The following is a 25366-nucleotide window of genomic DNA, read 5'->3' as shown; positions in this document are numbered from 1 at the left end:
ACTCTCCCATATACAATAACTATTGAATAAATTGATACATTTCAGGCCTCCAATTCCCCCGCTCCAGCTCCTTCACCCCTTGGTGACATCTTCCTCTCGTCCTCCAGAAGATCCTCGTCACTTTCAGGATTCAGGGTGTCGAAACCTTTGAAAAACGTTCTATTTTGTTCAAGATCAAGCCTCCGGCCCGTAAGGCCTACGCCCCGTTTTGGGATACCAAGCGGCAGAGGCACCATACATTGAAGTATTTCGAGGGTTCAGATTTCCCGGAGGCAGCGGAAAGCAGGGGCTGACATTTTCTCCGGAGCGGGCGTATTTCGGCCCTGAGTCAGGATAGATGAAGGGACGAAATCCGCAGTGCCTGTCCGCCGCTGTCTGGCGGGAGCGGAGCCATGGATGGCGGAGCGCCTGCCCGCCGGCTTTCTGGCGGGAATGTAGCGAGGAGAACATGTCAGATCCTGCTTGAAGCGATAAATTCTATAGGAGTTTTAAGGACTTCAAGGATTAAAATTTGTCCGCCCGGTAGCGTGGTATTTCGTTCCATCAGGGACGGCTTTGGCCATAAGGCGAGCCCTCTGGGGTTTTTCTCCGTGGGCCATCCCGGAAACCCTTTCTGAAAGGAGGAGCCATGGAAACGAAAAAGGTGTTTTTACCAGAATCGGAATTGCCCCGGCAGTGGTACAATATCCTTCCGGATATGCCTACCCCCCTCGAACCCCCTCTTCACCCCGGCACTGGGCAACCCCTGGGACCCGACGATCTGGCCCCTATTTTCCCCATGCCCTTGATTGAACAGGAGGTCAGCCAGTCGTCCTATATCGATATTCCCGAAGAGGTGCTGGAAAAATACCTGATATGGCGCCCCACGCCCCTATACAGGGCCCGGAACCTTGAAAAGTTCCTTGGGACACCTGCCAGGATCTATTTCAAGAACGAAGGAGTAAGCCCGGCCGGAAGCCACAAACCCAATACCTCAGTCCCCCAGGCTTACTACAACAAGATCTCGGGGACCAAGAGGATCACGACAGAGACGGGCGCCGGGCAGTGGGGAAGCGCCCTTGCCATGGCCTGCGTCTTTTTCGGCCTGGAATGCAAGGTCTTCATGGTCAAGATCAGTTACAATCAGAAACCATACCGGCGGGTCATGATGGAGACCTGGGGGGCCAACTGTGTTCCCAGCCCCAGCCCTGAGACCAAGGCGGGACAGAAGATCCTGGAGGAAGACCCCGAATCCCCGGGAAGCCTCGGAATCGCCATAAGCGAGGCCGTAGAGGCGGCGGTTATGGATGAGTCGACGAAATATTCACTTGGGAGCGTGTTGAACCACGTGATGCTGCATCAGACTATCAACGGCCAGGAATGCTTGAAGCAGATGGCGCTCATAGGGGAATACCCGGACGTGATTATCGGATGTGCAGGAGGAGGAAGCAATTTTGCGGGATTGAGTTTCCCCTTTGTAAGGGACAAGATCAACGGGAAGGATATCGATATCATCGCCGTGGAACCGACCTCCTGCCCCACCATGACCAAGGGACCCTTTGCCTATGATTTCGGCGACACGGTTCAGATGACCCCCCTGCTCCCCATGCACACCCTGGGTCATACCTTTGTCCCCGAGCCGATCCATGCGGGAGGCCTGAGGTATCATGGGATGGCTCCCATCGTCAGCCAGCTCATTCTGGACGGTCTGATCCGGCCTGTGGCCGTTCCCCAACTGGAGACCTTCCAGGCAGGTATCACCATGGCCAGGACTGAAGGGTTCATCAGCGCTCCTGAAACGGACCACGCCGTGGCGGTGGTTATCCGTGAGGCCCTCAAGGCAAAAGAGGAGGGAAAGGAGAAGGTCATCCTGTTCAACTGGAGTGGACACGGACTGGTGGACATGGCCGCTTACGAGGCTTACCTCCATGGAAAGCTTGCAGATCACGCCCTCCCGGAAGAGGAGGTTCACAGGGCCCTGAACGACATCGAGCCTTTGCCCAAACCCCGTCAGTTCAAGCCCTCGGGTATTTGATCTCCTCCCATTGTTTTTTCCAGATACACTGCAGACCGGGTAACTGCCCGGTCTGCGGGCATTTTTCCCTTGATTCCAACCTTGATTTAGGATAATCTCCCCCCGATTTTACCAGGTAGTGTCCATCCATAAATGAGAAAATTTGTGCAAGGTCAAGGAAGGCGAAAATTTTTTGTGCAAGGTCAAGGAAGGCGAAAATTTTAACCGCAGGAATACATTGAAGTATTTCGAGGATTAAAATTTGAGCCTGACGCAGAGATTGCGGAAATTGGCCATTTATGGATGGGCACCAGGTACAAGGTGAGGCGGAACATGAATAGTTCAAAAACCCCCCCCGGCGAAGAGACCATGATCCGTTGTCCGCGGCTCGGACACCAGATCTCCTTCTCCTACTGCCGTTCCGAGAACAAGGGGCTGCCATGTTTCAAAAGCCTGGATTGCTGGTTTCCCCATTTTGCTGTGGAGGCATATTTCCAGGAAAAACTGAGCCCCGAACAGTGGGAGAAGGCCTTTCAAAGACCCAAGAACGCGAAGCTGCTTTCCCTGGTGGAATTGATCCAGGAGGCCAAGAGGAGAAGGGAAGAAAACTTATGAACCGTGAAATATTTTTAGGAAATGGCGCGATCGCCCTGGGACTGGTGGAATCCGGCTGTCAGATCGTGACATCCTACCCTGGAACCCCCAGTTCGGAGATCCTTCCTGAGGTTGTCAGGCTGGTCAAAAAATTCGACCTCAATACTTACGTGGAATGGTCCACCAACGAAAAAGTGGCCCTGGACAATGCCTTTGCAGCCTCCATCGCGGGAAAGCGGGCTGCTTGCTGCATGAAACAGGTGGGATTGAACGTGGCCGCCGATTCCTTGATGAGCGCGGCTTACCAGGGCACCGTGGGGGGACTCCTCATTATTTCCTGCGACGATCCCGGACCCCATTCCTCCCAGACGGAACAGGACACCCGGTTCATGGCCCGCTTTGCCAAGGTGCCGGTCCTGGATCCATCGAATCCCCAGGAAGCCCGGGAGATGGTCGGACTGGGCCTGGCCCTGTCCGAGGAGTATCGGGTCCCGGTGATCCTGCGGCCCGCCATACGGGTCTGTCACGCCAGGCAGGATATCACTTACGGGGTCCTGGAAAACAACGACCGGAAGGCGAATTTCGAAAAGGATCCTTCAAGGTGGGCCGCCACTCCCAAATTTCGACTTCGGCTCCACGCGGAGTTGAACGGGAAGTTGGCGGAGATAGGGAAGCGGTTCGAGACCCTTTCGGAGGTCAATTTTCATACCCTGGAAGAGGGCCGGCATTACCCCTTGGGAATTATCACGGGTGGGGTGCCCTATGCCGTTGTACGGGATCTATTGGATGAAGAAGGGCGTCCGGATATCCCGGTGCTCAAACTTGGAGCTCCTTATCCTTTCCCGGAAGGCCTGGTCACCCCTTTCCTCGAGGCATGCGACAGGGTCATCGTGATCGAGGAGACCGACACCCTCATCGAATACCTTATTGGAAATCGGGAGAAGGTCTGGGGCCGCCTTTCGGGCCATGTTCCCCTTGAGGGGGAACTGGTGCCTCAGGTGGTTCATGGGGTCCTGAACCGGGCCCTGGAAGAGTCGGGGCTTCCTCTCCTTCAAGCCGGAGGTGACCCGGAACCCCTCAAGCTCGTGGAGAACCTCGATCTTCCCGGTCGAAGACCCACCCTATGCCCCGGATGTCCCCACCGGGCCTCCTTTTTCGCGATTAGGAAAACCAGGCCCAAGGCCATCTTCACCTCTGACATCGGATGCTACACTCTGGGTCTCAACCTGGGCGCCGTTGACACATGCCTGGATATGGGTGCCGCCATTACCATGGCGTCAGGATTTTACCAGGCCTTTAACCAGGACAAGGTGGATCAACCGATCGTCGCCACCATAGGGGACTCCACCTTTTTCCATTCCGGGACAGCGGGTTTGCTCAACGCCGTTTATAACGGGGCCCGCTTCATCCTCGTCATCCTCGACAATCTAACGACCGCCATGACAGGGATGCAGCCCACTCCCGCCCTGGGAATCCGCGCGGATGGGAGTGAAGGGAAAACCATCCCCCTTGAGAGGGTGGTTGCCGGGTGCGGCGTGGATTTCATCCAGGTGGTGGATCCCTATGATCTGGAGCACACGACGGAAACCCTGAAAAAGGCGGCCGATTATATCCGGGAACCCGAAGGGGGAATCGCGGTCATCATTGCGAGGCATCCCTGTCTTATCGCTTACAGGGGAGAAGCGATCCCTGAGCCGAAGAAGGTTGCGATCACGGAGGATTGCGTGGAATGCAACCTTTGCATCGAGCGATTCGAGTGCCCGGCCATTTTTCACGACGAGGAACTGGGACGCGCCAGTATCAACTATCAGTTGTGTTCCGGATGCGGTGTGTGTCTCGATGTCTGCCCCAAGGGGGCTATCGTGGAGGTCAAGGAGCAGTAATGGATAGAACAAATTTTGTATTGTGCGGTTTGGGCGGCCAGGGCATCCTTTTCATGACCAAGGTGCTTGCGGAGTGCGCACTACATAAGGGGTTGAAGGTCATGGGGGCCGAGACCCATGGAATGGCTCAACGGGGGGGATCCGTCGTTTCCCACCTCAGGCTGGGGGACGTGAAAGGTTCGCTGGTCCGGACCGGATCCGCCCACTTCGTTTTGGCCCTTGACGAGATCGAGGGTTACCGCAACCTTCCTTTTCTCTCGCCGGGTGCCCGGCTCTATATCAATGCGGATCCCCGCAAAGGGCTCAGGAAAGAGGTCACGGATTACCTGGAGAGGCAGGGAATCCTTTTCCGGGCAGTTCCGGCCACGGCCATCGCCGGGGAATGCAATGCCCCCCTATCCACCAACCTGGCCCTTCTGGGATATTTCGCGGCTTACGAAGAAGATCCCTTAAGCGAAGAGGAATTACGGCAAACGGTGGAAAGAATCAGTCCCGATAGGTTCAAGGAAACCAATCTCAGGGTCTTTGCCGGGGGTCTCGGGCGGGGGCGTGAGGAAGCGGGCCGTTGAAAAAGGTTGCAGGTCTTCTCCTCGCTGCAGGGGGCTCCCGTCGGATGGGAGACCCCAAACAATTGCTCCCCGTTGAAGGGGACTTCCTGCTTGATCGAATGTTGCGGGAGGCTCTCCTCTCGGATCTTCATTCCGTTTTCCTGGTACTGGGGGACCGTGCCCGGCTCATTCAGAAAAGCCTGGTCACTGATTTGAACCATCCCAAAATCACGGTCGTTGAGAATCCTTGCTGGCGGGAGGGGCTCAGCAGCTCCATCCGGGCGGGTTTAGAGAGGGCGGAAAAGACGGCCGACCACGTCATGATCCTCCTGGCGGACATGCCTTATATCACCGCAGGTGTCATCAACAAGCTCCTCCAAGGCTACTCCGCCTCCCCCAGATCCCTGGGGGCCGTCCGCATCGGTGAGAGGTGGTCCCATCCCGTGATCATCGGTCGAAGGTTTTTTCCCGAACTCCACCGACTCACGGGAGACCGGGGGGCCCGGGAACTCTTCAGGAAGTCCGCCGGCCGGATTTGCTTGGTAGAGGTGGGAGCTGATTACCGGGATCTGGATATCGACACCCCGGAGGATTATACTGATTACCTTCAATGCTTGAAAGGGGGTGGCCCGCCCCCCGAGAGGTGATCACACCTCTTCCCTTCCCCCTGCGAAGCGCTGCCTGTCATTTCTCATCCATACCCTTCTGAAGCATTGCCTGAATCCTGCCGCCGGCCGTCTCAAGGACGATGGCCCCGGAGCAGTCGGTTCGCAGTATACGGCAACCCGCCCTCATCAGTCTCCGGAGGAGTTCGGGGTGTGGAAAACCAAAAAAATTGCCGCTTCCACAAGAAATGACGCAGACCCTGGGATTTACCTCCCTGAGAAATCCATCGGTGCAAGAAGCCCTGCTTCCGTGGTGGGGCACGAGAAGAATATCGCTTCGAAGGCGGGATCCCCGGCGGGAAACCAGCACCTTCTCGCCCTCCTCCTCAATGTCTCCTGGAAACAGGCAGGAGATTCCTTCGTAGGACAGTTTTACGACCAGGGACCGGTTGTTCAGATCCCTCGAAGGGGGGAAGGACGCTTGGTTCTGTTGGCCTTCGGGTTCGGGGTGGAGGATTTCTGTCCGTACCCCGGAGATGTTTCTGGGGCTTGTGAGATCCGAGGGCAGTCTTATAGGGATTCTCCTTTTGCTGATGATTTCCATCAGTTCGGCGAAGGACGGGGTTTTCACCCGGTCCCCGTTGTACCAGAATTCCCGCGGGTGGAAATGAGAGGCTATGAAGCGCAAACCGTTCATGTGATCCGATTGAGGATGACTCAGAACGAGGTAATCGATCCGGCGGATCTTGGAGCGGAGCAGGAAAGGCGCCAGGACCATTTTCCCTATGTTGAAAGAGCTCCTGGGAAAACCACCGCCGTCGATGAGCATTCTTTCCTTTCCCGGAAACTGGATCAGGGCGGCGTTTCCCTGCCCGACGTCAAGGAAGGTGATCTTCAGGTCCGGGTTGAAACGGGTCCGGTGGATCCAGTAACCAGCGTCCGCCACGAGGAGGAGCCCAAGGGCCACAAGACTTACCTTTGCCCATTTCCGGCCTTTTATGGAAAAGAGGCAGAACAGAAAGCCATAGAGGACGGCCAATTCGAAGAGGTTCGGGGTGATGACCCAAAGATCGGCCCAGGAAAATCGTGCCCAGAATTCCGTGATCCTCATTGCCCAATCTATTCCCCGGGAGGCGAGTGCAAGGAACAGGATGGAGACGGAGGGCAGAAAGGGGAAAAACAGAGCGGCCAGAAGGCCCGAGGGGAGGATCCAGAATCCCAGGAGAGGGACCACCGTAAGATTCGCGGGGATCGCCACAAGAGAGATCCGGTGAAAATAGAAAACCGTGAGGGGAGCCAGGAAAAGGGTCGCGGCGATCGATACGGCGGTCAATCCGATGAAATGCAAAGAGATGGAGGCGAAAAAGGACCGGATCTTCGGGGACTTGCCTTCCGACACTTGGAACGGGTTCAGCCGTTCATGGAGGCGGGGGCCCAGCCATAGGATACCGACGACGGCCCCGAAGGAGAACTGGAAAGAGATGCTGAAAAGGGCGTGAGGATTGATGGCCAGGACTACCATAGCCGCCAGGGCCAAGGTGGACCAGACCTCTTTTTCTCTCTTTATGACCAGGGAAAAAAGATAGGCCAGGACCATGATCATGGCCCTTTGGGCCGAGACCTGGAAGCCGGCCAGGCCCCCGTACAGGATGACAGGCAGCGCTGTCATGAGGGCGGCGGCCCTGCGCAGATCCCATTTCAGGGTGAGACGATAGGAAAAAGAGAGAACCCGTATGGTCAACTTGAAAAACAGCCAGGCGATCAGCCCGATATGGAGACCGGAAACCGCCAGGACATGTCCGAGGCCGGATCGAATGAACGGTTCCCGCACCTCGGCGGTAAGATCTTGACGCTCCCCAAGGATGAGGGCCCGAAAAAGGACTTGTTGTTCTTCGAGAAGGTGTGCCCGGAAAAATTCCCGGAGGGGTCTTCGGGCCCACTCGGCCACGTCCCCGACGAATCCGAGCGATCCCCGGCCCATCGGGACTACGAATCGGCCGTTGCTCACCGAGGCGCTGCAGGCAAAACCCCGATTTTCCATATAGGATACATAATCGAATCCGCCCGGGTTGTTGAAATTTCTGAAAGATCTCAGGCCGGCGGGAAAGCGTATCCTGTCCCCCGGGGCCAGGCCGGGAGGGTCCCGGTAAATGGTGACGAGAACCTTTTCATGGAGGGTCAGCGGAGTGGTCCGGGGGAAAATAATCTGCTCGACCATTAGGGGGAATTTCGATGTTTTATCATCGCACCTGGGAGGTTCCAGGACGACGCCTTCCAGTATGATCCTTGGACGGCCTTTCGCAAAGCCGGCAAGCACGGATTCCCGGTGCTGTTGGAGATCCAGGATCATGCCCGCGAGATAGAAGAGCACGAGGAAGGCGGGAAATTTCAGGGAAGAGCGCAGAAAGAGAAGGCCTGCCAGGGTTATGGTAAAGATCCCCGCTGCAGCAAGGGTGGTGAAATCGCCTTTGGCGGGGAATGAGTGGGCGGTGAGAATTCCTCCGAGGAAGGCCGCCAGCAGCGGAACCAGGGGACGTCGAGCCATATCAGGCCCTTACTCGCCAAATCCTGGCACCTAGATTCTGGAACTTCTTTTCCAGGGCCTCGTAGCCCCGGTCCAGATGGTATATCCTGTTGATCTCGGTTCGCCCTCCCCTTGCAACCAGACCAGCCAGCACAAGGGATGCACTCGCCCGCAAATCGGTCGCCATCACAGGGGCTGCGAGAAGATGGTTCCTGCCCCTTACAAGGGCCTGGTTGCCGTTGATTTCAATGTCCCCCCCCATCCTTCGCAATTCGCTCACATGGATGAACCTGTTTTCGAAAATGGTCTCCTTGATTATGCTGGATCCCCGGGCCACGCACATGAGGGCCATGAACTGGGCCTGAAGATCAGTCGGATAACCGGGGAAGGGCATGGTTCGGATATCCACGCTCTCGATGGTTTCGGGCCCCTTGACCCGCAGCCCCTCTTTCAAAACCTCGATTTCGGCTCCGACCGCCCTAAGTTTTTCCATGACGGCCATCAGGTGTTCTTGGCGGCATCCTTCAATAAGGATATCCCCCTTCGTCAATGCCGAGGCGATCATGAAGGTGCCGGCCTCGATCCGGTCCGGAATAATCCTGTGGCTGTCAACCGGCTTCAATTCCTTCACGCCCTGGATTACGATGGTGTCGGTTCCGTCTCCTTGGATCCGGGCACCCATTCGCCGCAACATATCGGCCAGGTCCTGCACCTCGGGTTCCCTGGCGGCGTTTTCCAACACGCTTTCCCCCTCTGCCTTGACTGCGGCCATCATGATGTTCTCGGTCCCGGTAACGGTGGGAATGTCGAAGAGGATATTGGCCCCCTTGAGCTTCTCCACCCTGGCGTTGATGTACCCGTGCTCCAGGAACATTTCTACACCCATGGCCTCCAGGGCCTTTAGATGGAGGTTTACAGGCCGGGCCCCTATGGCGCAGCCCCCCGGCATGGATATTCTCGCCCTTCCCAGGCGGGCCAGGAGCGGGCCGAGCAAGAGGATCGACGCCCTCATGGTTTTCACCAGGTCGTAAGAGGCCTCGCATTCCCGGATGTTGTCGGTATTCACGCAAAGGGCGCCGTCTTCTTCCTTGAACTCGACCCCCATCTCCGCCATAATCCGTTTGATCGTGTTGATATCCCTCAGCCGGGGGATGTTGAGAAGCCGATGCCATCCGCCGCTCAGGATACAGGCGGCGATGACGGGGAGGGCCGCGTTCTTCGCGCCGCTGACCCGTACGGTTCCGTGGAGGGAGATCCCTCCCTCTATGAGTATCTTGTCCATTGGATCGCTTAACTCCCCCGGTTTTCTTGAAGGGTTCCTCGACGTTTTGTGTGGATTTGATTATAGAAGGATCAAATCCACACAAAACGTCGAGGAACCAACAAAAATTGAACGTTTTTCAAAGGTCTCAACCTGTAAAGTCAAGAGCATGCCATATGTATCTTTTTCAAATCATCAAAATTTTGAAACCCTCAGTTTAGGAAGAAGTAATCTATAGGAATCCGGGATCCCCGTCAACGGATTTGGAGGGAGAGAGGTGGGATCGATGCAGACTGAAGCACCACGGTTTGTGGCGGACGTCATGCTGGGAAAGCTGGCCAAGTGGCTGCGGGTCCTGGGCTACGATACCCGTTACGGCCGTCTTGAAGAGAAGCTATCCTTGGAATGCATCCGAGAGGGGAGGACTCTTCTTTCCCGGCGTTTGGTGATCTTGGAAAGGTTCCCCGGCGCTTTCCTGATCAGGTCAAATCACGTGGGAGAACAGCTCAGGGAGATGAAGGCGTCGGGTTTGCTTGCTCTGGCCCCTTCGAGTAGGTTCACCCGGTGCCTGGCCTGTAACGCGCCTTTGGAGCGGGCCGATCCCGAGGCGGCCAGCGCAAGTGTTCCGGAATATGTATTCCATACATACACGGACGATCTCCGCCATTGTCCATCCTGCGGCCGTTATTTCTGGCCCGGAACCCATAGGCAACGGATGTTGGAGACCCTCCGCCGTTGGGGACTATGATTTTCACCCGGGTTCTATCTTGCTTGTGAGAGAGGGAGTGAGACCTTTGAAAAACGTCCCCTTTTGCCCAATCTCTACGTCAGGCTCAAATTTTAATCCTCAAAATACCTCAATGTATTCCTGCGGTTAAAATTTTCGCCTTCCTTGACCTTGAACAAAATTGAACGTTTTTCAAAGGTCTCGGAGTGAGCCGGGGGAATAAACATCACGCCCCGGGGCTGAAAAACCGCTGCTCAGGAAGAGATCCCGACAACGGTGGGATTCACTTGCCTCCCCAGGGAGTGGCTACTTCAATACACCAAGAGAAAAGGAACCATGCCGATACAAATGGATATCCAGGCGGAAAAGGTCAGGAGGGTCAATGTCTTTTTTATATGAGCGGGTTGGACCTTTTCCGTCCCGGTTCCCAGCCAAGGCCGGTTTTTGACACCTCCCGGGTACCGGGTTGGGCCGCCCAGGCGGATCTCCAGGGCTCCGGCCAGGAAACTTTCCGCGTGGGCGGAATTGGGAGAATCATGCTTCAACCGGTCTCGAAGGGCTGTTTTCAATCCCTTGACAGGTCGCGCTCCCGAAAACACCGCACCCGCAAAGAGCAGACCCAGGGAGATCCTGGCGGGCAGGAAATTCATGGCATCGTCCAACTTTGCCCCGGCCCATCCGAAATGCCGGTAACGTTCATTCCGGTACCCGACCATGGAATCCAGCGTGCTGGCCGTCTTGAACAAGGCCATGAAAAAAAGGGCGGTCGTGCAGGGAGGGGTGCGGGTGAGAAGGGAAATGTGGGCTCCTGCCAGGTACCAGAACAGTGGGGAAAGGAACCCGTCCACGAAATTTTCGGCCAGCGTTTCCACGGCCGCCCGCGCGACGGCGAACTTGTCCAGCCGGTCCACCTCCCGCCCTACCACGAGACTGATTTGCTTTCTGGCAAGAAGAAGGTGATCCAGGGAAAGGTGACCGATAACCGGCCTGACATGGCGGAATAGGTCGCCCAGGGCCAGGAATGAATAACAGAGGTATACCTTAAACAGGGCACCGATCCATGGGTCGAGGCAAGAGAAAAGTCTTTCGAGACCGATACAGGCTCCGGGAAAGAAGATCCCCATAATTCCTGCGAGCAGAATCCCTCCCCCCCTTCCCCCCAAACCGAGACCCCGCAATACCCGTTCCATGCGTGAAATACCGTATCCCAGGAGCCGAATGGGATGAGCGGAATACACGGGATCTCCGATAACAAGATCCAGCAGGTAGGCCGAGAAAAGAACCGCGATCGTTTCAGCCATTTTCCATCCCGGGGAAGGAAGAAAGGGCGGAGATCAGTCGGTCGTTGTCCCCTGGTTGGCGGACTGCGATACGGAAGTATCGGTCTTCGAGCCCGGTGAAGTTCCTGCAATCCCGCACGTAGATTCCCCGCTCAAGGAGGTGCTTGAGCAGGTCCTCGAATCCCGGGGTACTTTTCCACCGGCACAGGAGGTAATTTGCAGCGGAAGGATAAACCTCAAGGCCGGGCAGGGAGGAAAGGTGCCTCAAGAGGCGGCGGCGCTCCCTGCCTACGAGGACACGGGTCCTTTCCTCGTACTTCGGGCATCGGAGGAGCAAGGGGGCGATTCGCTCCGCAAGGCCGTTCACGGTCCAGGGTTCCTTGGCCGCCCTCAGGCGGGAGATGACCTCAGGGTGGGCCACGATCGCCCCGAGACGCAACCCGGCGAGGGCGTAAAATTTCGTGAGGGACTGGATCACCAGGATGTTTTTCTCCAGGTGTCCCCGAATCAGGCTCCGAACCTTCCCGTTCTCCGCAAAGGGCATGAAGGCCTCGTCCACGATGATCCACTTTTCCGGGTAGGCCCCGGCAAGCTCATGGAGCAGATTTTCAGGGAAAAGACTCCCCGTGGGATTGTTCGGGTGCCCCAACCAAAGGGCGTCGGCTTCTTGGAGGGCCGCGGAAAGGGCCTCCGGGTCCGGGGAGAAATGCTCATCGGCCCGGAGCGGAAACAGGTGGACCCGGGTTCCCGCCAGGAGGGATGCCCGCTGGTAGTCGTAATAGGAGGGCACGACAACCAGGGTCCGCTTGACGCCCAGGACGCGGGCGGTGAGGTAGATTATCTCCGTCGAGCCGTTCCCGGCCAGAACGCCTTCGGGATCGAGCTGGAACTTCTTCTCGAAGTAGTCGTTCACTCCCCGGCCTTCCAGGCTCGGGTAACCCTCAATGCCGTGGATCAATTCCTTCCAGCATCGGCGGATGATCTCCGGCGGCCCCAAGGGGTTGAGGTTTACGCTGAAATCAAGCACCGGGTTCTCCAGGCAGAGACCTTCCAGCCCCCCATGCTTGTGGGGTTTTATCGTTTCCATCATTGCAGCCAACTCCAGCCTGTCACGGGAAGCAGTCGTTCCCCGGGCAATGCGCAAAGGAAAAGGAGGACCGTCTCAACGATTTCGCAGTTGGCACCAAGTAGATCTCCCGTGATTCCCCCGAATCCCTTTTTATAGAAGTATCTCATGATGTGGGTGACGATCCATCCCGCTCCGAAGAGCACCAAACCCACCGGACCCGGCCACAGGCAAAGGGCAAGGGTGATAGAGAAGGCCAGGAACCTGTGCTTGGGGCGCGCACCCTCCAGGAAGGGACGAGCCGTGCCTTCCCCCGAACGCGCATAGGGAAGGGTGGTGATCAACTCGACCATCATGCCCCTTGAAACGGTTCCGATCGCCAACAGCCAGAGGATCGACCCTGAGGCAAGCAACCTCGAAAGAGCGGCCCATTTCAAGAGAAGAAGACTGATGAGGGCCAGGACCCCGAAGCTTCCCAGATGGGGATCTTTCATGACGGCGAGTCTTTGCTTTCTTCCTTTACGGATGCCCAGGGCGTCGGCCCAATCCGCCAGTCCGTCGAGGTGGAGTCCCCTTGTAAGGATTATGGTTTCAAACAGGATGAGCGCACCGCCTCCGGAGGACCAGGAATCACCCAATATCTCCAGCCAAAGGCGGGCGAGAAGATAAAAAAGGGCGCCCAGAGCCAAGCCTGCAACCGGAAACCAAGGCAGGGAATCGGAGAGATGCTCGCCCTCCTTCCCCGGTACGGGTATTACCGTCAGGGTTCGGAGGGCCGTAACGAGGCCGCGCATAAACAGGTGTTCCTCTCAAGGGAAAAAAGGTCAAGGAAGGCGAAGATTTTAACCGCAGGAATACATTGAAGTATTTCGAGGATTAAAATCTGAGCCTGACGCAGAGATTGGGGAAAAGGGCCATTTATGGATGGACACTATTTATAACAAGGAGGAGGGCAAAGTAAAGCTCCATTGAAGGGCCGGGTAAAGAGGGTCCCTTTAATGAAGTGTGGGGCATGGGACGGGATCGTTCCGGGCGTCTGTGGTGAGAGGTGGGTGGTGGAGGAACCACAGGCATTCCGGATTTTGGGTATTGCCAACAGTGGAAAAATGTGATATGCCTTCGCCGCTGGATTTTTAACGGTTTTCAGGCCTGCCTCTTTTCGGGGCGGGTACCCTCGCCAGACAGCGTTGGAAGGGTCAATCCATAAACCCAACAGGAAGGAAAGGAGACGAAAGTGAACATCATCGTATGTATAAAACAAGTTCCGGATACGGAGACCCAGATCAAGATCGCTTCGGATGGAAAAAGCATTGACCAAAGCGATATCAAGTGGGTGATGAACCCCTATGATGAATTCGGCGTCGAAGAAGCTTTGAAAATCAAAGAAAAATTCGGAGGGGAAGTCACGGTGATCGGATTGGGCCCCAAGAGGGTAACGGAATCCCTTCGTACCGCGCTGGCCATGGGGGCCGACAAGGCCGTACTGATCAGCGATCCCGCCCTTGAGGGGAGCGATTCCATCGCCACGGCCAAGGCCCTTGCGGCCGCCATCAAGGGGCTTGAGTTTGACATCATCTTTACGGGCCAGCGGGGCGTGGATGAGGACAACGGATTGGTGGGCGCCGCCCTGGCCGAATTCCTGGATATTCCCCAGTTTTCCATCATTACGAAGGTGGAGGTGGCCGAAGACGGAAAGAGCGTCAAGGTGCAAAGGCCCGTAGAAGGACAGACCCTGGTCATCGAGTCATCCCTCCCGGCCCTTATTACCGCCCAGAAAGGTCTGAATGAGCCCAGATATGCTTCCCTGCCCGGGATCATGAAAGCCAAGAAGAAACCTCTTGAGGAGAAAACCCTTGCGGACCTCGGCCTGGATGCCTCTGAATTCGGCGAGGGAGCCAGGAAACTACAGATCCTTGAGCTGACTCCTCCCCCGGCCAGACAGGCCGGCAAGATCATTGACGGCGATTCACCGGAGGCCAAGGCGGCGGAACTGGCAAAGTTGCTTCACGAGGAGGCCAAGGTCATCTAAGAGAGCCGTGGGTTTTCCTGGTCGAGAGAGGTTTTAAGACCCAGTAAACTCGGGAATTCCAACCTTTATTTCAAGTGATACAAGGAGACGGAAAAATGGCACAAGGAGTAATGGCGATAGCTGAACAAAGAGACGGAGAACTCCGTAAAATATCATATGAAGTAGTGAGCGAAGCAAGACGGCTCGCGGACGCCCTGGGACAGGAGGTGATTGCCGTCCTTTTGGGTGCCAATGTAAAGGACAAGGCAGGGGAACTCGGTCAATACGGAGCCGACAAGGTCATTGTGGCTGAGGATCCGCGTCTGGACCCCTATACCACGGATGCCTATACGGCGGTTCTGGCCGAAGTGGTCAAGGCCAACGATCCGGCCGTGTTGATCATGGGAGCCTCGGTACAGGGTAAGGATCTTGCAGGTCGGCTCTCCGCACGTCTCGGTGTGGGTATGGCACAGGATTGCACCGCATTTTCCATCGAAGACGGCAACCTGGTCGCCGTACGACCCATCTATGCCGGAAAGGCCTATGCCAAGGTAACCTTCAAGGACGGTTACCCACAGATGGCCACCGCCAGGCCCAATGTCATGGCCGTTAACGAGCCCGATTCATCCAGGTCGGCTGAAATCCAGGAAGCGGCCGTCACCCTTGATGATGCCGCCCTGAAGACCAAGGTGGTGGAAGTTATCAGGGATGAGAGCGGCAAGATCGATCTCACCGAAGCCGACAAGATTGTTTCCGGTGGCAGGGGAGTCAAGGGCCCCGAGGGCTTCAAGGTCCTTGAAGACCTGGCCGCCGTGATCGGCGCGTCCGTCGGCGCTTCCCGCTCGGCTGTGGATGCGGGCTGGAGGGACCATACGGACCAGGTCGGCCAGACGGGAAAGGTCGTCTCGCCCAATCTGTACATCGCCTGCGGCATTTCAGGGGCCATTCAGCACCTGGCAGGTATGAGCACATCCAAGGTGATCGTGGCCATCAATAAGGATCCCGATGCACCCATCTTCCAGAAATCCGACTACGGTGTGGTGGACGATCTTTTCAAGGTCCTTCCCCCGCTTACTGAAGAGGTGAAAAAATACCTCTGATCCTGTTTAGCTCCCCATCCGGGGGGTAGAAGCTGATAAAAAAGGAGCGGGATACTTCCCCGCTCCTTTTTTAGTATCTCCCAAGGTCACCTGGTTTCCGCTAAAGTAGTTCCAGGAATTCCTCCAGGGTCAGGCCCTCCAGTTCCAGCTTCAATCCATGGTCGTCGATCGGTTCATTACCCAGCTCAGCTTTCGAGAGGGGGTGGATCAAGCGGACGAAGCTTTCCTCGTCTCCGTGGATCAACCAGTCACTCATTCGGTTTACAGGCTCCTGCACTTCGGAAAGTTCATTCCACATGGCTTCAGAGATCTGTTTCGGTGTTCCGGAGGCCAGGTGGGGGGCGGTGAAGTAGCGGTCGAGCAAAACAGCAATGGGGACGAAGATTTCTTTCTCGATGAGATACCGGAGTTTTTCAAGATAGACCATTCGGTATTTTTCAGGCGAGATCTCATCAATAGCGGTATCTGATGGAACCAGGATCCCGTACTTTTTCCGGAGCCTTGCCTCTCCCCTGATCTCCTCTGGGCACCATGGAGAATAGGATCGAAAATCTTTCCCCGGGGGAATCGGTTCGGAACCCTGAAGGACATCGCCCCCCGGGTCCTTCATCAGGCCGGCGGGATAGGGGTCCGGGGTCGGAGGGAGAGTGGAATCCGGTTTTCCGGAGGGATCCAATACCTCGATCATCATTCCCGGTTGCAGAGGATGAAAGTTCCCATCCCTTGTCGTGTAGCCGATCTCGTGGTGACCGCAACGGGGGCAGGTCCTGGCAGTGATGATCCCTCTTTTTTCCATGATAGCTCCACCTTTTTTCTCCAGAAGATTCGTACACGGACCGCAAAACCGTATGAAAGAATGCCTAACAATTCTCGACGATTCATGTCAAGGACCTTTTCCCCATCCTCCGGGGATCCGAATATGGGGCGTTGACAAGGGTAAAATCCGTCATTATTTTTTTAGAGAGGTTTCCTTGGCAATCCGCGATTTTTCGTTGACAAACAGGGTGTTTTGAATACATTAAGGGGCCGTTGGCGGTGTAGCTCAGTTGGTCAGAGCATGCGGCTCATATCCGCAGAGTCACTGGTTCGAATCCAGTCACCGCCACCAAGTATATTTTTTTCGGCCGAAGACAGAAGATACGGAGCACTGGCGTAAATTCTTGTCCGTGAAAAAAGGGTTCAAAAGGTCGGGGCATAGAAGATGGATCTTTCGCCCTTTGACAGCAAGGACATGAAATGGGTCAATGAGGCCCACGAGATCGCCGAAGACCGGGTGACGAATTTCTACAAGTTTTCACTGGGGCAGTGGAAAAGACACCCTTACGACGTCAAGACCCTCCGGTCCTTGCGCGACGAAGAGATCACACCCGATGCCTTTGCCTTGCTCAGGAAGGGATCGCGATCCCTGAGCCACTATGAACTGAAGACCAAGGAGCGCGATTTTTATTTTATCTGTCTTCAGGACCACATCATACAGCGGGCGTTACGAAGGGATAAGAGGCTGACGTTGCTGCCCCTCCTGGTCTATGTTTTCACGCACGAACTGGTCCATATCGTCCGGTTTTGCAATTTCAGCCAGCGATTCACCTTCCCGGTCAAAGGCAGGGAAAAAGAAGAGAGCGTTGTTCATGAAACCACCTTCAGGGTGTTAAAGGGCTTGTCCCTCCCCCGCTTGGATTATGTGCTGGAGGCTTACAGGCACCATAGAATCTGTGACGTAGCGCTCTGTTAAAGGAGGTTACAAATGCCGGTATATGAATACGAATGCACCAAGTGCGGCGCTCAATTGGAGGTGTTTCAGAAGATATCCGATCCACCCATCACGAAATGTGAAGCGTGCAACGGAAGACTCAAGAAACTGATTTCCCAGAGCACGTTTCACCTGAAGGGGACGGGATGGTATGTGACCGACTATGCCTCAAAAAACAAGGGAGGCGAGACGAGAAAAAAGAGTTCCTCCGGGGACCACTCATCGTCAACGGCAAAGACCAAAGAGGGTTCCGGCAATTCGCCATCGAAGAACCCTTCATCCTCCACCGGCGCAGGGGAGTGATTTTTTCGGTGGAGTCCAATGTTTCTTTCAATGAGGGGGCCCTTTTTTACCTGAAGGACCCCCTGTTTGGTTTTGGACATCAAGGCTTATGAGAAGATTCGACAGTGGGAGGGTGCAGGATAAGCTCCTGAACCGTCTTGAGAGAAAAGAGAAACAGGAGGCCTTTCAGCGGGACAGGTTCTTTAAATTCAAATTGCCGGAGATTCAGAGCAGGTTGACCCAGGCCCTGCTCATGGAAAAGATCGTCGAGACCAGCAACCCAGGCGCCCTGTCGGAGCTTCTGGGTCAGGGCCTCAAGAAGTATTTGAGGATCAATGAATTTGATTACAAGTATTTCACGGCCCCTATTCGAAACCTCATTCCCCGTCCCAACCCCATCTCCCTTTTCCTGACCCAATACATTTTGGAAGTAGTCATTAACGATCCGAATGTGGTGGATGTCTATGGAACTGACATCGAAATCTACAAGACGGTTAACAATGTGGTGACGCAGATCAATCTGAAATTCGAAAGGACCGAAAACGAGATTCTCCAGCACCTGGCCCGGAACAAGGCCCTTACCCCCGGTTCCAAGGATTATGATATCGCCCTGGAGCAACTTTTCCGAAAGAAGATGGGAGATCCCCAGCAGGGATGAATGTTCGAGGAGAAGGCGATACAGTCCCTTATGCAACCTCCAGGTTTGGAGCCACGAGGGATTCCCCCCGGGTTGGGACATGACGCCGAAGCGGGGCTTTTCAAGGAAACCTCATGTGCAATTGCCGGAAATTTACTTGGATGGTCCCCGGCCCGCCTAAGTACTTATGATTGAGCATATCTTCTTTTTTTTAGAACGATATCCCTCAATAAAAAGAAAGGAAACAACCCGTGACCCGAAAGATCGCATTTCTTTTTCCAGGCCAGGGTTCCCAGTATGTCGGGATGGGTCTTCATATGGCCGAGACCTTTCAGGAGGCCAAGGAAGTATTTGAGCAGGCGGACGAAATTTGCCGGAAACCGATCTCCAGGTTCTGCTTCGAAGGACCCATGGAAGAACTGACCCTCACCGTGAACCTTCAACCCGCCGTTACCGCCGTGAGCCTTTCCTGCCTTGCCGCTCTCCTGCAAGCCGGAATCCGACCTGAAGTGGTGGCTGGACACAGCCTGGGGGAGTATGCTGCTCTCGTGGCGGCCGGGGTCCTCTCCCGAGAAGGTGCCCTTGCCCTGGTTCAGAAGCGGGGAGAGTTGATGCACCGGGAGGCCCTCGCCCATCCGGGGGCCATGGCAGCTATCATAGGCTTGCCCATCGAAGAGGTCCGGATGATCGTGGATGAGGCCAGGGACACGGGGGTCCTGGGAATCGCCAACCACAATACGGCTGAGCAGATCGTGATCACAGGTGAACGGGACCCGGTATCCCGCGCCGTCGTCCTGGCGAAGGAAAGGAAGGCCAGGGCCGTTCCTCTGAAGGTGAGCGGTGCATGGCACAGCCGCTTGATGGAAAATGCAGTAAAGGATTTTCGGAGCTTCATGGAGGATGTCTCTTTTTCCGAGCCGAGGTGCCCTGTTCTTTTCAATGCAACCGCGGAAGAGGAGACCGATCCCCGGAAAATCAAAGACCTCATGGCCAATCAACTCATAAGCCCGGTCCGGTGGTACGATATCATCCTCCGGATGCACAGGGAGGGGATCGACGCCTTCGTTGAAGTGGGTCCCAAGAATGTCCTCTCCGGGCTGGTGAAGAAAATCCTTCCCCCTGACCAGGAAGACATCCTCCTCCACAACGTGGGGGACCCGAAAGGACTTCATTCCCTCCTTGATGCACTGAAATAGCGGTTTTGACGGGGAAGCAGCGAAGTCTTTGATCACCTGAAAAACCGACCCTGCCGGGTGCGGCGTCGCACAAAGGCGTCCCTGATAAGCTGGAGGGTGATGGATTTTTCCAGGGTCCACTTTGGGGCGACCAACTCGGCTTTTATCGGATCTCCGGTAAGCCTCTGGATCACGATGCCGGCCGGGAGCCTCTCAATGAAATCCACCACAAGATCAACGTATTCATCCCTCTCCAGGCATCTGTATTCCCCGGCCTCGTAAGCCTGGGCCAGAGGGGTCCCCTTGACCACGTAAAGGGAATGGATTTTCACCCCGTGGACGGGCTGCCGTGACAGATAAAGGGCGGTTGCCTGCATCATCTCCTTGTCTTCCCCCGGCAGACCGAGAATGACATGCACGCAGACGGGTATGCCGAACTCAGCCGTAAGGGCAAGGGCCTGTTCGAAGCAGGCCAGGTCATGCCCCCTGTTGATCCTCAAGAGGGTCTCATCGTGGGCCGATTGCAGGCCGTATTCCACCCAGACCAGGTAGTCTTTCTGGTAAGATCGGAGAAGTTCAAGGACCTCCCGGTTGACACAATCGGCCCGCGTCGCCACGGAAAGACCCACCATGCCCGGAAATTCGAGGGCCTGATCATAGAGATCCCGCAGGCGGTCCGGAGATGCATAGGTGTTTGTAAACGACTGAAAATAGGCGATATACTTTTTCGCTCCGTACCTTCTCAGGGCGAACTCCCGTCCCCGGCGAACCTGCTCGGGGATGGAGAGGCCGTGGCGGATCCAGGCTCCGGTACCCGATCCCCGGGAATCGCAATATATACACCCCTTTTCAGAGATCGTCCCGTCCCGATTCGGGCAGCCCATCCCTGCGTCCAGGGGGATCTTTTGGACCCGTTCCCCGAAGATGGATCGGAGATAAGTGTTGTAATCGTAATAGGCCTTATCCGACACCTATCCTGCCCCTCCTAAGGATCTTCTCTTCTCCGGGAAGCCCATACCACCCGGAAACGATGGCTGTAATCCGTCGTACGCATCACCTCCTCGTATCGGGGATCCTCTTCGATCATCCGAAGGGCCTCTCGGGTCTGTTCCGGGTCCATTTCAACGAGGAGCCATCCGCCAGGGCTCAGGTAATCCGGAGCCTCGTTGATGATCTTCCGTATATACATCATCCCCCCCTCTCCACCGTCAAGGGCCAGGCGGGGTTCATGGTCACGGACTTCCGGGGGAAGGGAATCAAAGGTCTCATGAGGAATGTAAGGAGGATTGGACACGATCGCATCAAAGGTAGACAAGCCGACCTTGAAGGGGCGGAACAGGTCTCCCCCCACGAAATGAATACGGTTTTCTACAGCATGCCTCTTGGCGTTTTTTCCGGCGACCCGCAAGGCCTTTAAGCTCACGTCGCTTGCCACCAGGAAAGCCCCCGGAATCTCACGGGCAAGGGCGACCGCCAGGGCACCGGATCCGGTGCCCAGGTCAAGAAGCCTAGGTGATGGGCTCCCGGGAACCCGGCCTTCGGAGTGCAAGGAATGGAGTTTATCCACCAATAATTCGCTTTCGGGCCGCGGAATAAGGACCCCCGGTTCCACAAGAAAATCCAGGGACCAGAATTCCTGGACCCCCGTGATGTACTGGATGGGTTCCCTTTCCAATCGCCGTTTGACGAGGGATCTGTAACCGGAGATTTCCGAGGGATCGAGGGGCCGGTCGAAGTTGAGATACACTTCCACCCGATTCATGCCCAGTTGATGGGCAAGGAGAATCTCCGCGCTCAGGCGGGGGCTTTCGATCCCTTTTTTCTGAAGAAAATCTGAGGCGACCTTCAGTAGTTCCTGGATGGTCCAGGTTTTTTCATTCATGGTTCCTCGATTAAAGGAAGGAGGGTTGTGGAGGGAGAGCGGGCAAGGAGGTCGAGGATCAAAGGCGGCCCTCTTTGAGGGCTTCTGCCTGGAAATGGGTCGTGAGCGGATCAATGAGCTGGTCCAGTTCACCCTGGAGAATGTCTTCCAGCCTGTAAAGGGTCAACCCTATCCGGTGATCTGTAACCCGCCCCTGAGGAAAGTTGTAGGTCCGGATTTTTTCACTCCTGTCCCCTGAACCCACCATACTCCGCCGCTCCGCTGATATTTTCCGGCGCTGCTCTTCCTGTTCCATGTTCAGCAACCGGGATCTGAGCACCTTCATGGCCTTGGCCTTGTTTTTGTGCTGGGATTTTTCATCCTGGCAGGTAACCACCAGCCCGGTGGGGAGATGGGTGATCCGCACCGCTGAATCCGTCACGTTGACATGCTGGCCTCCATGGCCGGAAGATCGGTATACATCGATGCGAAGATCCTCGGGGTTGATTTCCACATCCACCTCTTCCGCTTCGGGAAGCACAGCAACTGTGACGGCGGAGGTATGGATCCTCCCCTGGGTCTCAGTTTCCGGGACCCGCTGGACCCGGTGCACCCCGCTCTCATGCTTCAGGCGGCTGTATACTCCTTCTCCCTCGATGAGCAGGATCACTTCCTTCAGTCCGCCCATTCCCGTGTTGCTCTGGTTGAGAATATCCGTTTTCCAGCCCTTGCTTTCCGCGTAACGCAGATACATCCTAAGGAGCTCCTGCGCAAAGAGCCCCGCTTCTTCTCCTCCCGTGCCGGCCCTGATTTCGAGCAGGATGTTTTTTTCGTCATTGGGGTCCTTGGGAAGGAGCAAGACCTTGAGTTCCTTTTCGAGTTCTGCGGATTTACATTTCAGGGCTTCGATCTCTTCCTTGGCAAGGGCCCGCATTTCAGGATCCGGATCTTCCAAGAGGGCCTTGTTGTCGTCGATTTCCTCCCGCAGGCGATTCAGGTCTCGAAAGGTTTGAACGATGGGGGAGAGGCGTGCGTGTTCCTTCAAGTACTGTTGATAGGTCTTTTGGTCGCGGATGATTTCCGGGCGGGCCAACTCGTTTTCAAGCACATTGTAGCGGTCTTCGATTTCCTTGATTTTTCCAAACATTCCTTAGCCGTTTCCCCCTCGTAGAGACCTTTGAAAAACGCCCCCTTTTGCCCAATCTCTGCGTCAGGCTCAAATTTTAATCCTCGAAATACTCCAATGTATTCCTGCGGTTAAAATTTTCGCCTTCCTTGACCCTTGGACAAAATTGAACATTTTTCAAAGGTCTCCTCGTACTCGAACCGGATCGGCCCGGCCGCGCTGCCGGGTGTCTCAGTCGATCGGGGGCTTTGTTTCCAGGGGGCGCCCCGGTAACAGGCTTCCCTTGTCAAAGGGCAGGCTCAACGGGATGATAAAGTGGAAAAAAACCGGGGAAAGCGGGCCTGCTGGAAGGGTCTCCTTTGTAAAATGCCGGTACCCAGGACCCATCCTGGAAAACTCCCCTAAAAGTATGGGGATTCGAAAGGGATATGGACCGACCCTTCGATGCCCTGGAGTTTCGCAACGCTATGGGGCCTTGTTTCCGTTTAACAGGCTGTTGAAAAACTACTGCGCTTGCTGATGCTTAGGTTAAATTGAAGCTCAAAATGCTCATTTACTGGATGTAAACTGCGCTATTTAGCCTCACTTTGCCTTGTCTCAACTGCGCTCGTTACTGTTTCAACATGCTGTTAAGCCTTTTTTTTCTTCTCCGAAGCCTTCATCTTTTCAAAGCGGGCATACTTGTTCTTAAAACGTTCCACTCTCCCGGCGGAATCCACCAGTTTCTGTTTGCCGGTGAAAAAAGGGTGACATTTGGAGCAGATTTCCACCTTGATCTCTTTCAAGGTGGAACCCGTCTCAAATTCGTTCCCGCAGGCGCAATGTACAATGGTATCGTGGTATTCCGGATGGATGTCTTTTTTCATTTTACACCTCACCATTACTCACTCATTGAAGCTAGAAAACTTTTATTATCCTTCGTTCCTTTCACTTTGTCCAGTAAAAATTCCATGCTGTCAACAGGTGTCAGGGAGGCCAGGAGTTTACGAAGGATCCAGATGCGGTTCAGATCATCTTTGTCTACAAGGAGTTCCTCTTTACGGGTACCTGAGCGATTGATGTCGATGGAGGGAAAGACGCGCCGGTCGCTGAGTTTCCTGTCCAGATGGATTTCCATGTTTCCGGTACCCTTGAACTCTTCGAAAATCACCTCGTCCATTCGGCTTCCAGTGTCGATAAGGGCCGTTGCGATGATGGTGAGGCTCCCCCCTTCCTCGACATTTCTGGCCGCCCCGAAAAAGCGTTTCGGCTTATGAAGGGCGTTGGAGTCCAGGCCGCCTGACAGGATTTTCCCGCTCGGGGGCACCGTGGCGTTATAAGCCCTTGCCAGTCGGGTGATACTGTCCAGCAGGATGAGTACATCCCTTTTGTGCTCAACAAGCCGCTTGGCCTTCTCGATGACCATCTCTGCCACCTGAACATGTCTTTGCTGGGGCTCATCAAAGGTGGAACTGATCACCTCGGCGTCCACGTTTCGCTGCATGTCCGTAACCTCTTCCGGTCTTTCATCGATGAGGAGCACTATTTTGTGAATTTCCTTGTGGTTGGCGGAGACGCTGTTGGCGATGTTTTGCAGGAGCATGGTCTTCCCGGTTCGTGGAGGTGCGACGATCAGCCCTCTTTGGCCCTTCCCGATGGGGGTCATCATATCCATGATTCGTGCGGAATAGTTATCCGGGGTGGTTTCCAGCTTGATCCTTTCTTGGGGATAAAGGGGCGTGAGGTTGTCGAAAAGTATTTTTTCCCTTGAGATTTCAGGATCTTCGTGGTTTACCTGTTCCACCTTGAGTAATGCGAAATATCTTTCCGTGTCTTTGGGGGGTCTGATTTGACCCGATACGGTGTCCCCGGTCCTCAGATTGAACCGACGGATCTGGGAAGGGGAAATATAGATATCGTCCGGCCCCGGAAGGTAATTGGAATCAGGGGCCCTGAGAAATCCGAACCCGTCGGGCAGGGTTTCGAGCACCCCTTCCCCGTAAATCAACCCGTTTTTTTCGGAATGGGCCTGGAGCAGGGCGAAAATCAATTCCTGCTTCGGCATCCCTGAGGCCCCTTCAATATCGAAGTCTTTGGCCATGGTGGTCAATTCACTGATCTTCATTTTCTTTAGTTCAACTAAATTCATCGTGTCACTCCGTTCCCTAAGAATTTAACGGCTGGATAGAATGCCGTTTTAAGGAAATCCTCTGTCGCTGGATGTTCAAATAGGCCGGGATATTCCATTTCTTGGATGGGTCGTCACTGAGACCTTTACAAAACCCCCACTTTTGCCCGATCTTTCGCCTTTGACACGGCTACGGCGGGGCAAGTCCGCCAGACAACAGCGGACAGGCTGCACCAGAGTCAAACCAGGGACCCGCCCTAAGGGTGGGGAGTACAAGCGAAGCGCGACAAATTTCAATCCAGGAGATACTCAAGGTATTCCATTGGTTGAAATTTTCGTCTTCCTTTTCCTTGACCTTGAACAAAATCGAACGTTTTCAAATCAAAGGTCTCTCGATAAAAGGCTGGTCCTCATGGACACCAAAAACCGCTAGCCCCCATAGACACCACCCCCGCTTGTTTCATCAACTCCGTTCTTCCAGATTGAGTGAATTTGGAAGAGTAGTTATTGGCGGATTCCCTATTTCACCATAAGGAGGCTTCTAGATGAGCATTCATCACCCGGCATTTGAATGTTAGGAGATAGCGCAGCAGATTTCCCGTGAAGCCAGTAGTGATATTCGGCACGGCCGAATCCTCTATAAGGCAGGAATACATTCTATCTTGCCATTCTTATAAGTCAAATACGAATAAAGTCAAGCTTTTTTCTTGTTTTCATCTTATCCTTTTCTCCAAAAATGACTCTGAATAAAGAAACTGCGGGTTGGGGTAAGCACTTTTAGATGGATTGGATCCATTCCTCCGGGAAACATTATCCCAGATTATGCATGACAAATTTTG

At 55.1% G+C, this 25366-nt stretch carries 23 protein-coding genes and 1 tRNA gene; 13 read left to right on the top strand and 11 right to left on the bottom strand.

The window, feature by feature from the left end:
• The first annotated feature begins 628 nt into the window (after positions 1-628).
• From JRF57_02190 to JRF57_02170, 5 genes are all read left to right on the top strand, one after another.
• Positions 629-2014 carry a TrpB-like pyridoxal phosphate-dependent enzyme gene (locus JRF57_02190; GenBank protein ID MBW2302502.1) on the top strand — a complete coding sequence of 462 codons (1386 nt, stop codon included), beginning with the start codon at positions 629-631 and terminating at the stop codon, positions 2012-2014.
• Between the two features lie 312 nt (positions 2015-2326).
• Positions 2327-2608, top strand: coding sequence for a hypothetical protein (locus JRF57_02185; protein MBW2302501.1), 282 nt, complete (start codon positions 2327-2329; stop codon positions 2606-2608).
• Positions 2605-4470, top strand: coding sequence for an indolepyruvate ferredoxin oxidoreductase subunit alpha (gene iorA, locus JRF57_02180; protein ID MBW2302500.1), 1866 nt, complete (start codon positions 2605-2607; stop codon positions 4468-4470). The genes JRF57_02185 and iorA overlap by 4 nt, the downstream gene beginning before the upstream one ends.
• Complete coding sequence (locus tag JRF57_02175; GenBank protein ID MBW2302499.1) at positions 4470-5039, top strand: indolepyruvate oxidoreductase subunit beta; 570 nt, start codon at positions 4470-4472, stop codon at positions 5037-5039. The genes iorA and JRF57_02175 overlap by 1 nt, the downstream gene beginning before the upstream one ends.
• The gene (locus tag JRF57_02170; protein ID MBW2302498.1) at positions 5036-5665 is read left to right on the top strand and encodes a nucleotidyltransferase family protein; all 630 of its coding nucleotides are present in this window, start codon (positions 5036-5038) and stop codon (positions 5663-5665) included. Before JRF57_02175 ends, JRF57_02170 begins: the two co-directional genes overlap by 4 nt.
• 37 nt (positions 5666-5702) lie before the next feature.
• Here JRF57_02170 and JRF57_02165 read toward each other — a convergent pair whose 3' ends face one another.
• Positions 5703-8168 carry a DNA internalization-related competence protein ComEC/Rec2 gene (locus JRF57_02165; protein ID MBW2302497.1) on the bottom strand — a complete coding sequence of 822 codons (2466 nt, stop codon included), beginning with the start codon at positions 8166-8168 and terminating at the stop codon, positions 5703-5705.
• Position 8169: 1 nt separating this feature from the next.
• Positions 8170-9429 (bottom strand): UDP-N-acetylglucosamine 1-carboxyvinyltransferase, encoded by a 1260-nt coding sequence (gene murA / locus JRF57_02160; GenBank protein MBW2302496.1) that lies wholly within the window; start codon positions 9427-9429, stop codon positions 8170-8172.
• Positions 9430-9694: 265 nt separating this feature from the next.
• Between murA and JRF57_02155 the strand changes: the two genes are divergently transcribed.
• Positions 9695-10156, top strand: a complete 462-nt coding sequence (locus JRF57_02155; protein ID MBW2302495.1) for a Mut7-C RNAse domain-containing protein — start codon at positions 9695-9697, stop codon at positions 10154-10156.
• A gap of 290 nt (positions 10157-10446) precedes the next feature.
• Here JRF57_02155 and cobD read toward each other — a convergent pair whose 3' ends face one another.
• Genes cobD through cobS form a run of 3 tightly spaced genes read right to left on the bottom strand, consistent with a single transcriptional unit; the run spans position 10447 to position 13275 of the window.
• The gene (cobD, locus tag JRF57_02150; GenBank protein ID MBW2302494.1) at positions 10447-11436 is read right to left on the bottom strand and encodes a cobalamin biosynthesis protein CobD; all 990 of its coding nucleotides are present in this window, start codon (positions 11434-11436) and stop codon (positions 10447-10449) included.
• Positions 11429-12505, bottom strand: coding sequence for a threonine-phosphate decarboxylase (locus JRF57_02145; protein ID MBW2302493.1), 1077 nt, complete (start codon positions 12503-12505; stop codon positions 11429-11431). Before JRF57_02145 ends, cobD begins: the two co-directional genes overlap by 8 nt.
• Positions 12502-13275 (bottom strand): adenosylcobinamide-GDP ribazoletransferase, encoded by a 774-nt coding sequence (gene cobS / locus JRF57_02140; protein MBW2302492.1) that lies wholly within the window; start codon positions 13273-13275, stop codon positions 12502-12504. The genes JRF57_02145 and cobS overlap by 4 nt, the downstream gene beginning before the upstream one ends.
• A gap of 440 nt (positions 13276-13715) precedes the next feature.
• Between cobS and JRF57_02135 the strand changes: the two genes are divergently transcribed.
• Entirely contained in the window at positions 13716-14510 is a 795-nt protein-coding gene (locus JRF57_02135; GenBank protein MBW2302491.1) for an electron transfer flavoprotein subunit beta/FixA family protein, read from the top strand.
• Positions 14511-14605: 95 nt separating this feature from the next.
• Positions 14606-15589: an electron transfer flavoprotein subunit alpha/FixB family protein gene (locus JRF57_02130; protein MBW2302490.1), complete on the top strand. Its 984-nt coding sequence runs from the start codon at positions 14606-14608 to the stop codon at positions 15587-15589.
• 100 nt (positions 15590-15689) lie between these two features.
• Here the strand turns inward: JRF57_02130 and JRF57_02125 are convergent, their stop codons facing one another.
• Complete coding sequence (locus JRF57_02125) at positions 15690-16385, bottom strand: hypothetical protein (protein MBW2302489.1); 696 nt, start codon at positions 16383-16385, stop codon at positions 15690-15692.
• A gap of 235 nt (positions 16386-16620) precedes the next feature.
• Between JRF57_02125 and JRF57_02120 the strand changes: the two genes are divergently transcribed.
• The 5 genes from JRF57_02120 to fabD all read left to right on the top strand — a co-directional run bounded on the left by JRF57_02120 (position 16621) and on the right by fabD (position 19454).
• Positions 16621-16697, top strand: a tRNA-Met gene (locus JRF57_02120).
• A gap of 93 nt (positions 16698-16790) precedes the next feature.
• Entirely contained in the window at positions 16791-17321 is a 531-nt protein-coding gene (locus tag JRF57_02115) for a hypothetical protein (GenBank protein ID MBW2302488.1), read from the top strand.
• A gap of 12 nt (positions 17322-17333) precedes the next feature.
• Positions 17334-17642 (top strand): zinc ribbon domain-containing protein, encoded by a 309-nt coding sequence (locus tag JRF57_02110; protein MBW2302487.1) that lies wholly within the window; start codon positions 17334-17336, stop codon positions 17640-17642.
• A gap of 88 nt (positions 17643-17730) precedes the next feature.
• The gene (locus JRF57_02105; protein MBW2302486.1) at positions 17731-18279 is read left to right on the top strand and encodes a DUF507 family protein; all 549 of its coding nucleotides are present in this window, start codon (positions 17731-17733) and stop codon (positions 18277-18279) included.
• A gap of 230 nt (positions 18280-18509) precedes the next feature.
• Complete coding sequence (gene fabD, locus JRF57_02100; GenBank protein MBW2302485.1) at positions 18510-19454, top strand: ACP S-malonyltransferase; 945 nt, start codon at positions 18510-18512, stop codon at positions 19452-19454.
• 32 nt (positions 19455-19486) lie between these two features.
• On the opposite strand, the gene JRF57_02095 is transcribed toward fabD, so the two are convergent.
• The 5 genes from JRF57_02095 to rho all read right to left on the bottom strand — a co-directional run bounded on the left by JRF57_02095 (position 19487) and on the right by rho (position 24548).
• Complete coding sequence (locus tag JRF57_02095) at positions 19487-20404, bottom strand: TIGR01212 family radical SAM protein (protein MBW2302484.1); 918 nt, start codon at positions 20402-20404, stop codon at positions 19487-19489.
• Positions 20405-20418: 14 nt separating this feature from the next.
• The gene (gene prmC, locus JRF57_02090; protein MBW2302483.1) at positions 20419-21315 is read right to left on the bottom strand and encodes a peptide chain release factor N(5)-glutamine methyltransferase; all 897 of its coding nucleotides are present in this window, start codon (positions 21313-21315) and stop codon (positions 20419-20421) included.
• Positions 21316-21373: 58 nt separating this feature from the next.
• Entirely contained in the window at positions 21374-22441 is a 1068-nt protein-coding gene (gene prfA, locus JRF57_02085; GenBank protein ID MBW2302482.1) for a peptide chain release factor 1, read from the bottom strand.
• Between the two features lie 608 nt (positions 22442-23049).
• On the bottom strand, positions 23050-23286 hold the full coding sequence (gene rpmE / locus JRF57_02080; GenBank protein ID MBW2302481.1) for a 50S ribosomal protein L31: 237 nt from the start codon (positions 23284-23286) through the stop codon (positions 23050-23052).
• A 14-nt stretch (positions 23287-23300) separates the two neighbouring features.
• Positions 23301-24548: a transcription termination factor Rho gene (rho, locus tag JRF57_02075; protein MBW2302480.1), complete on the bottom strand. Its 1248-nt coding sequence runs from the start codon at positions 24546-24548 to the stop codon at positions 23301-23303.
• Between the last annotated feature and the right edge of the window lie 818 nt (positions 24549-25366).

The sequence above is a fragment of the Deltaproteobacteria bacterium genome, assembly GCA_019310525.1.
GTDB lineage: Bacteria > Desulfobacterota > DSM-4660 > Desulfatiglandales > HGW-15 > JAFDEE01.
This window is presented reverse-complemented; position numbering and strand designations above follow the sequence as displayed.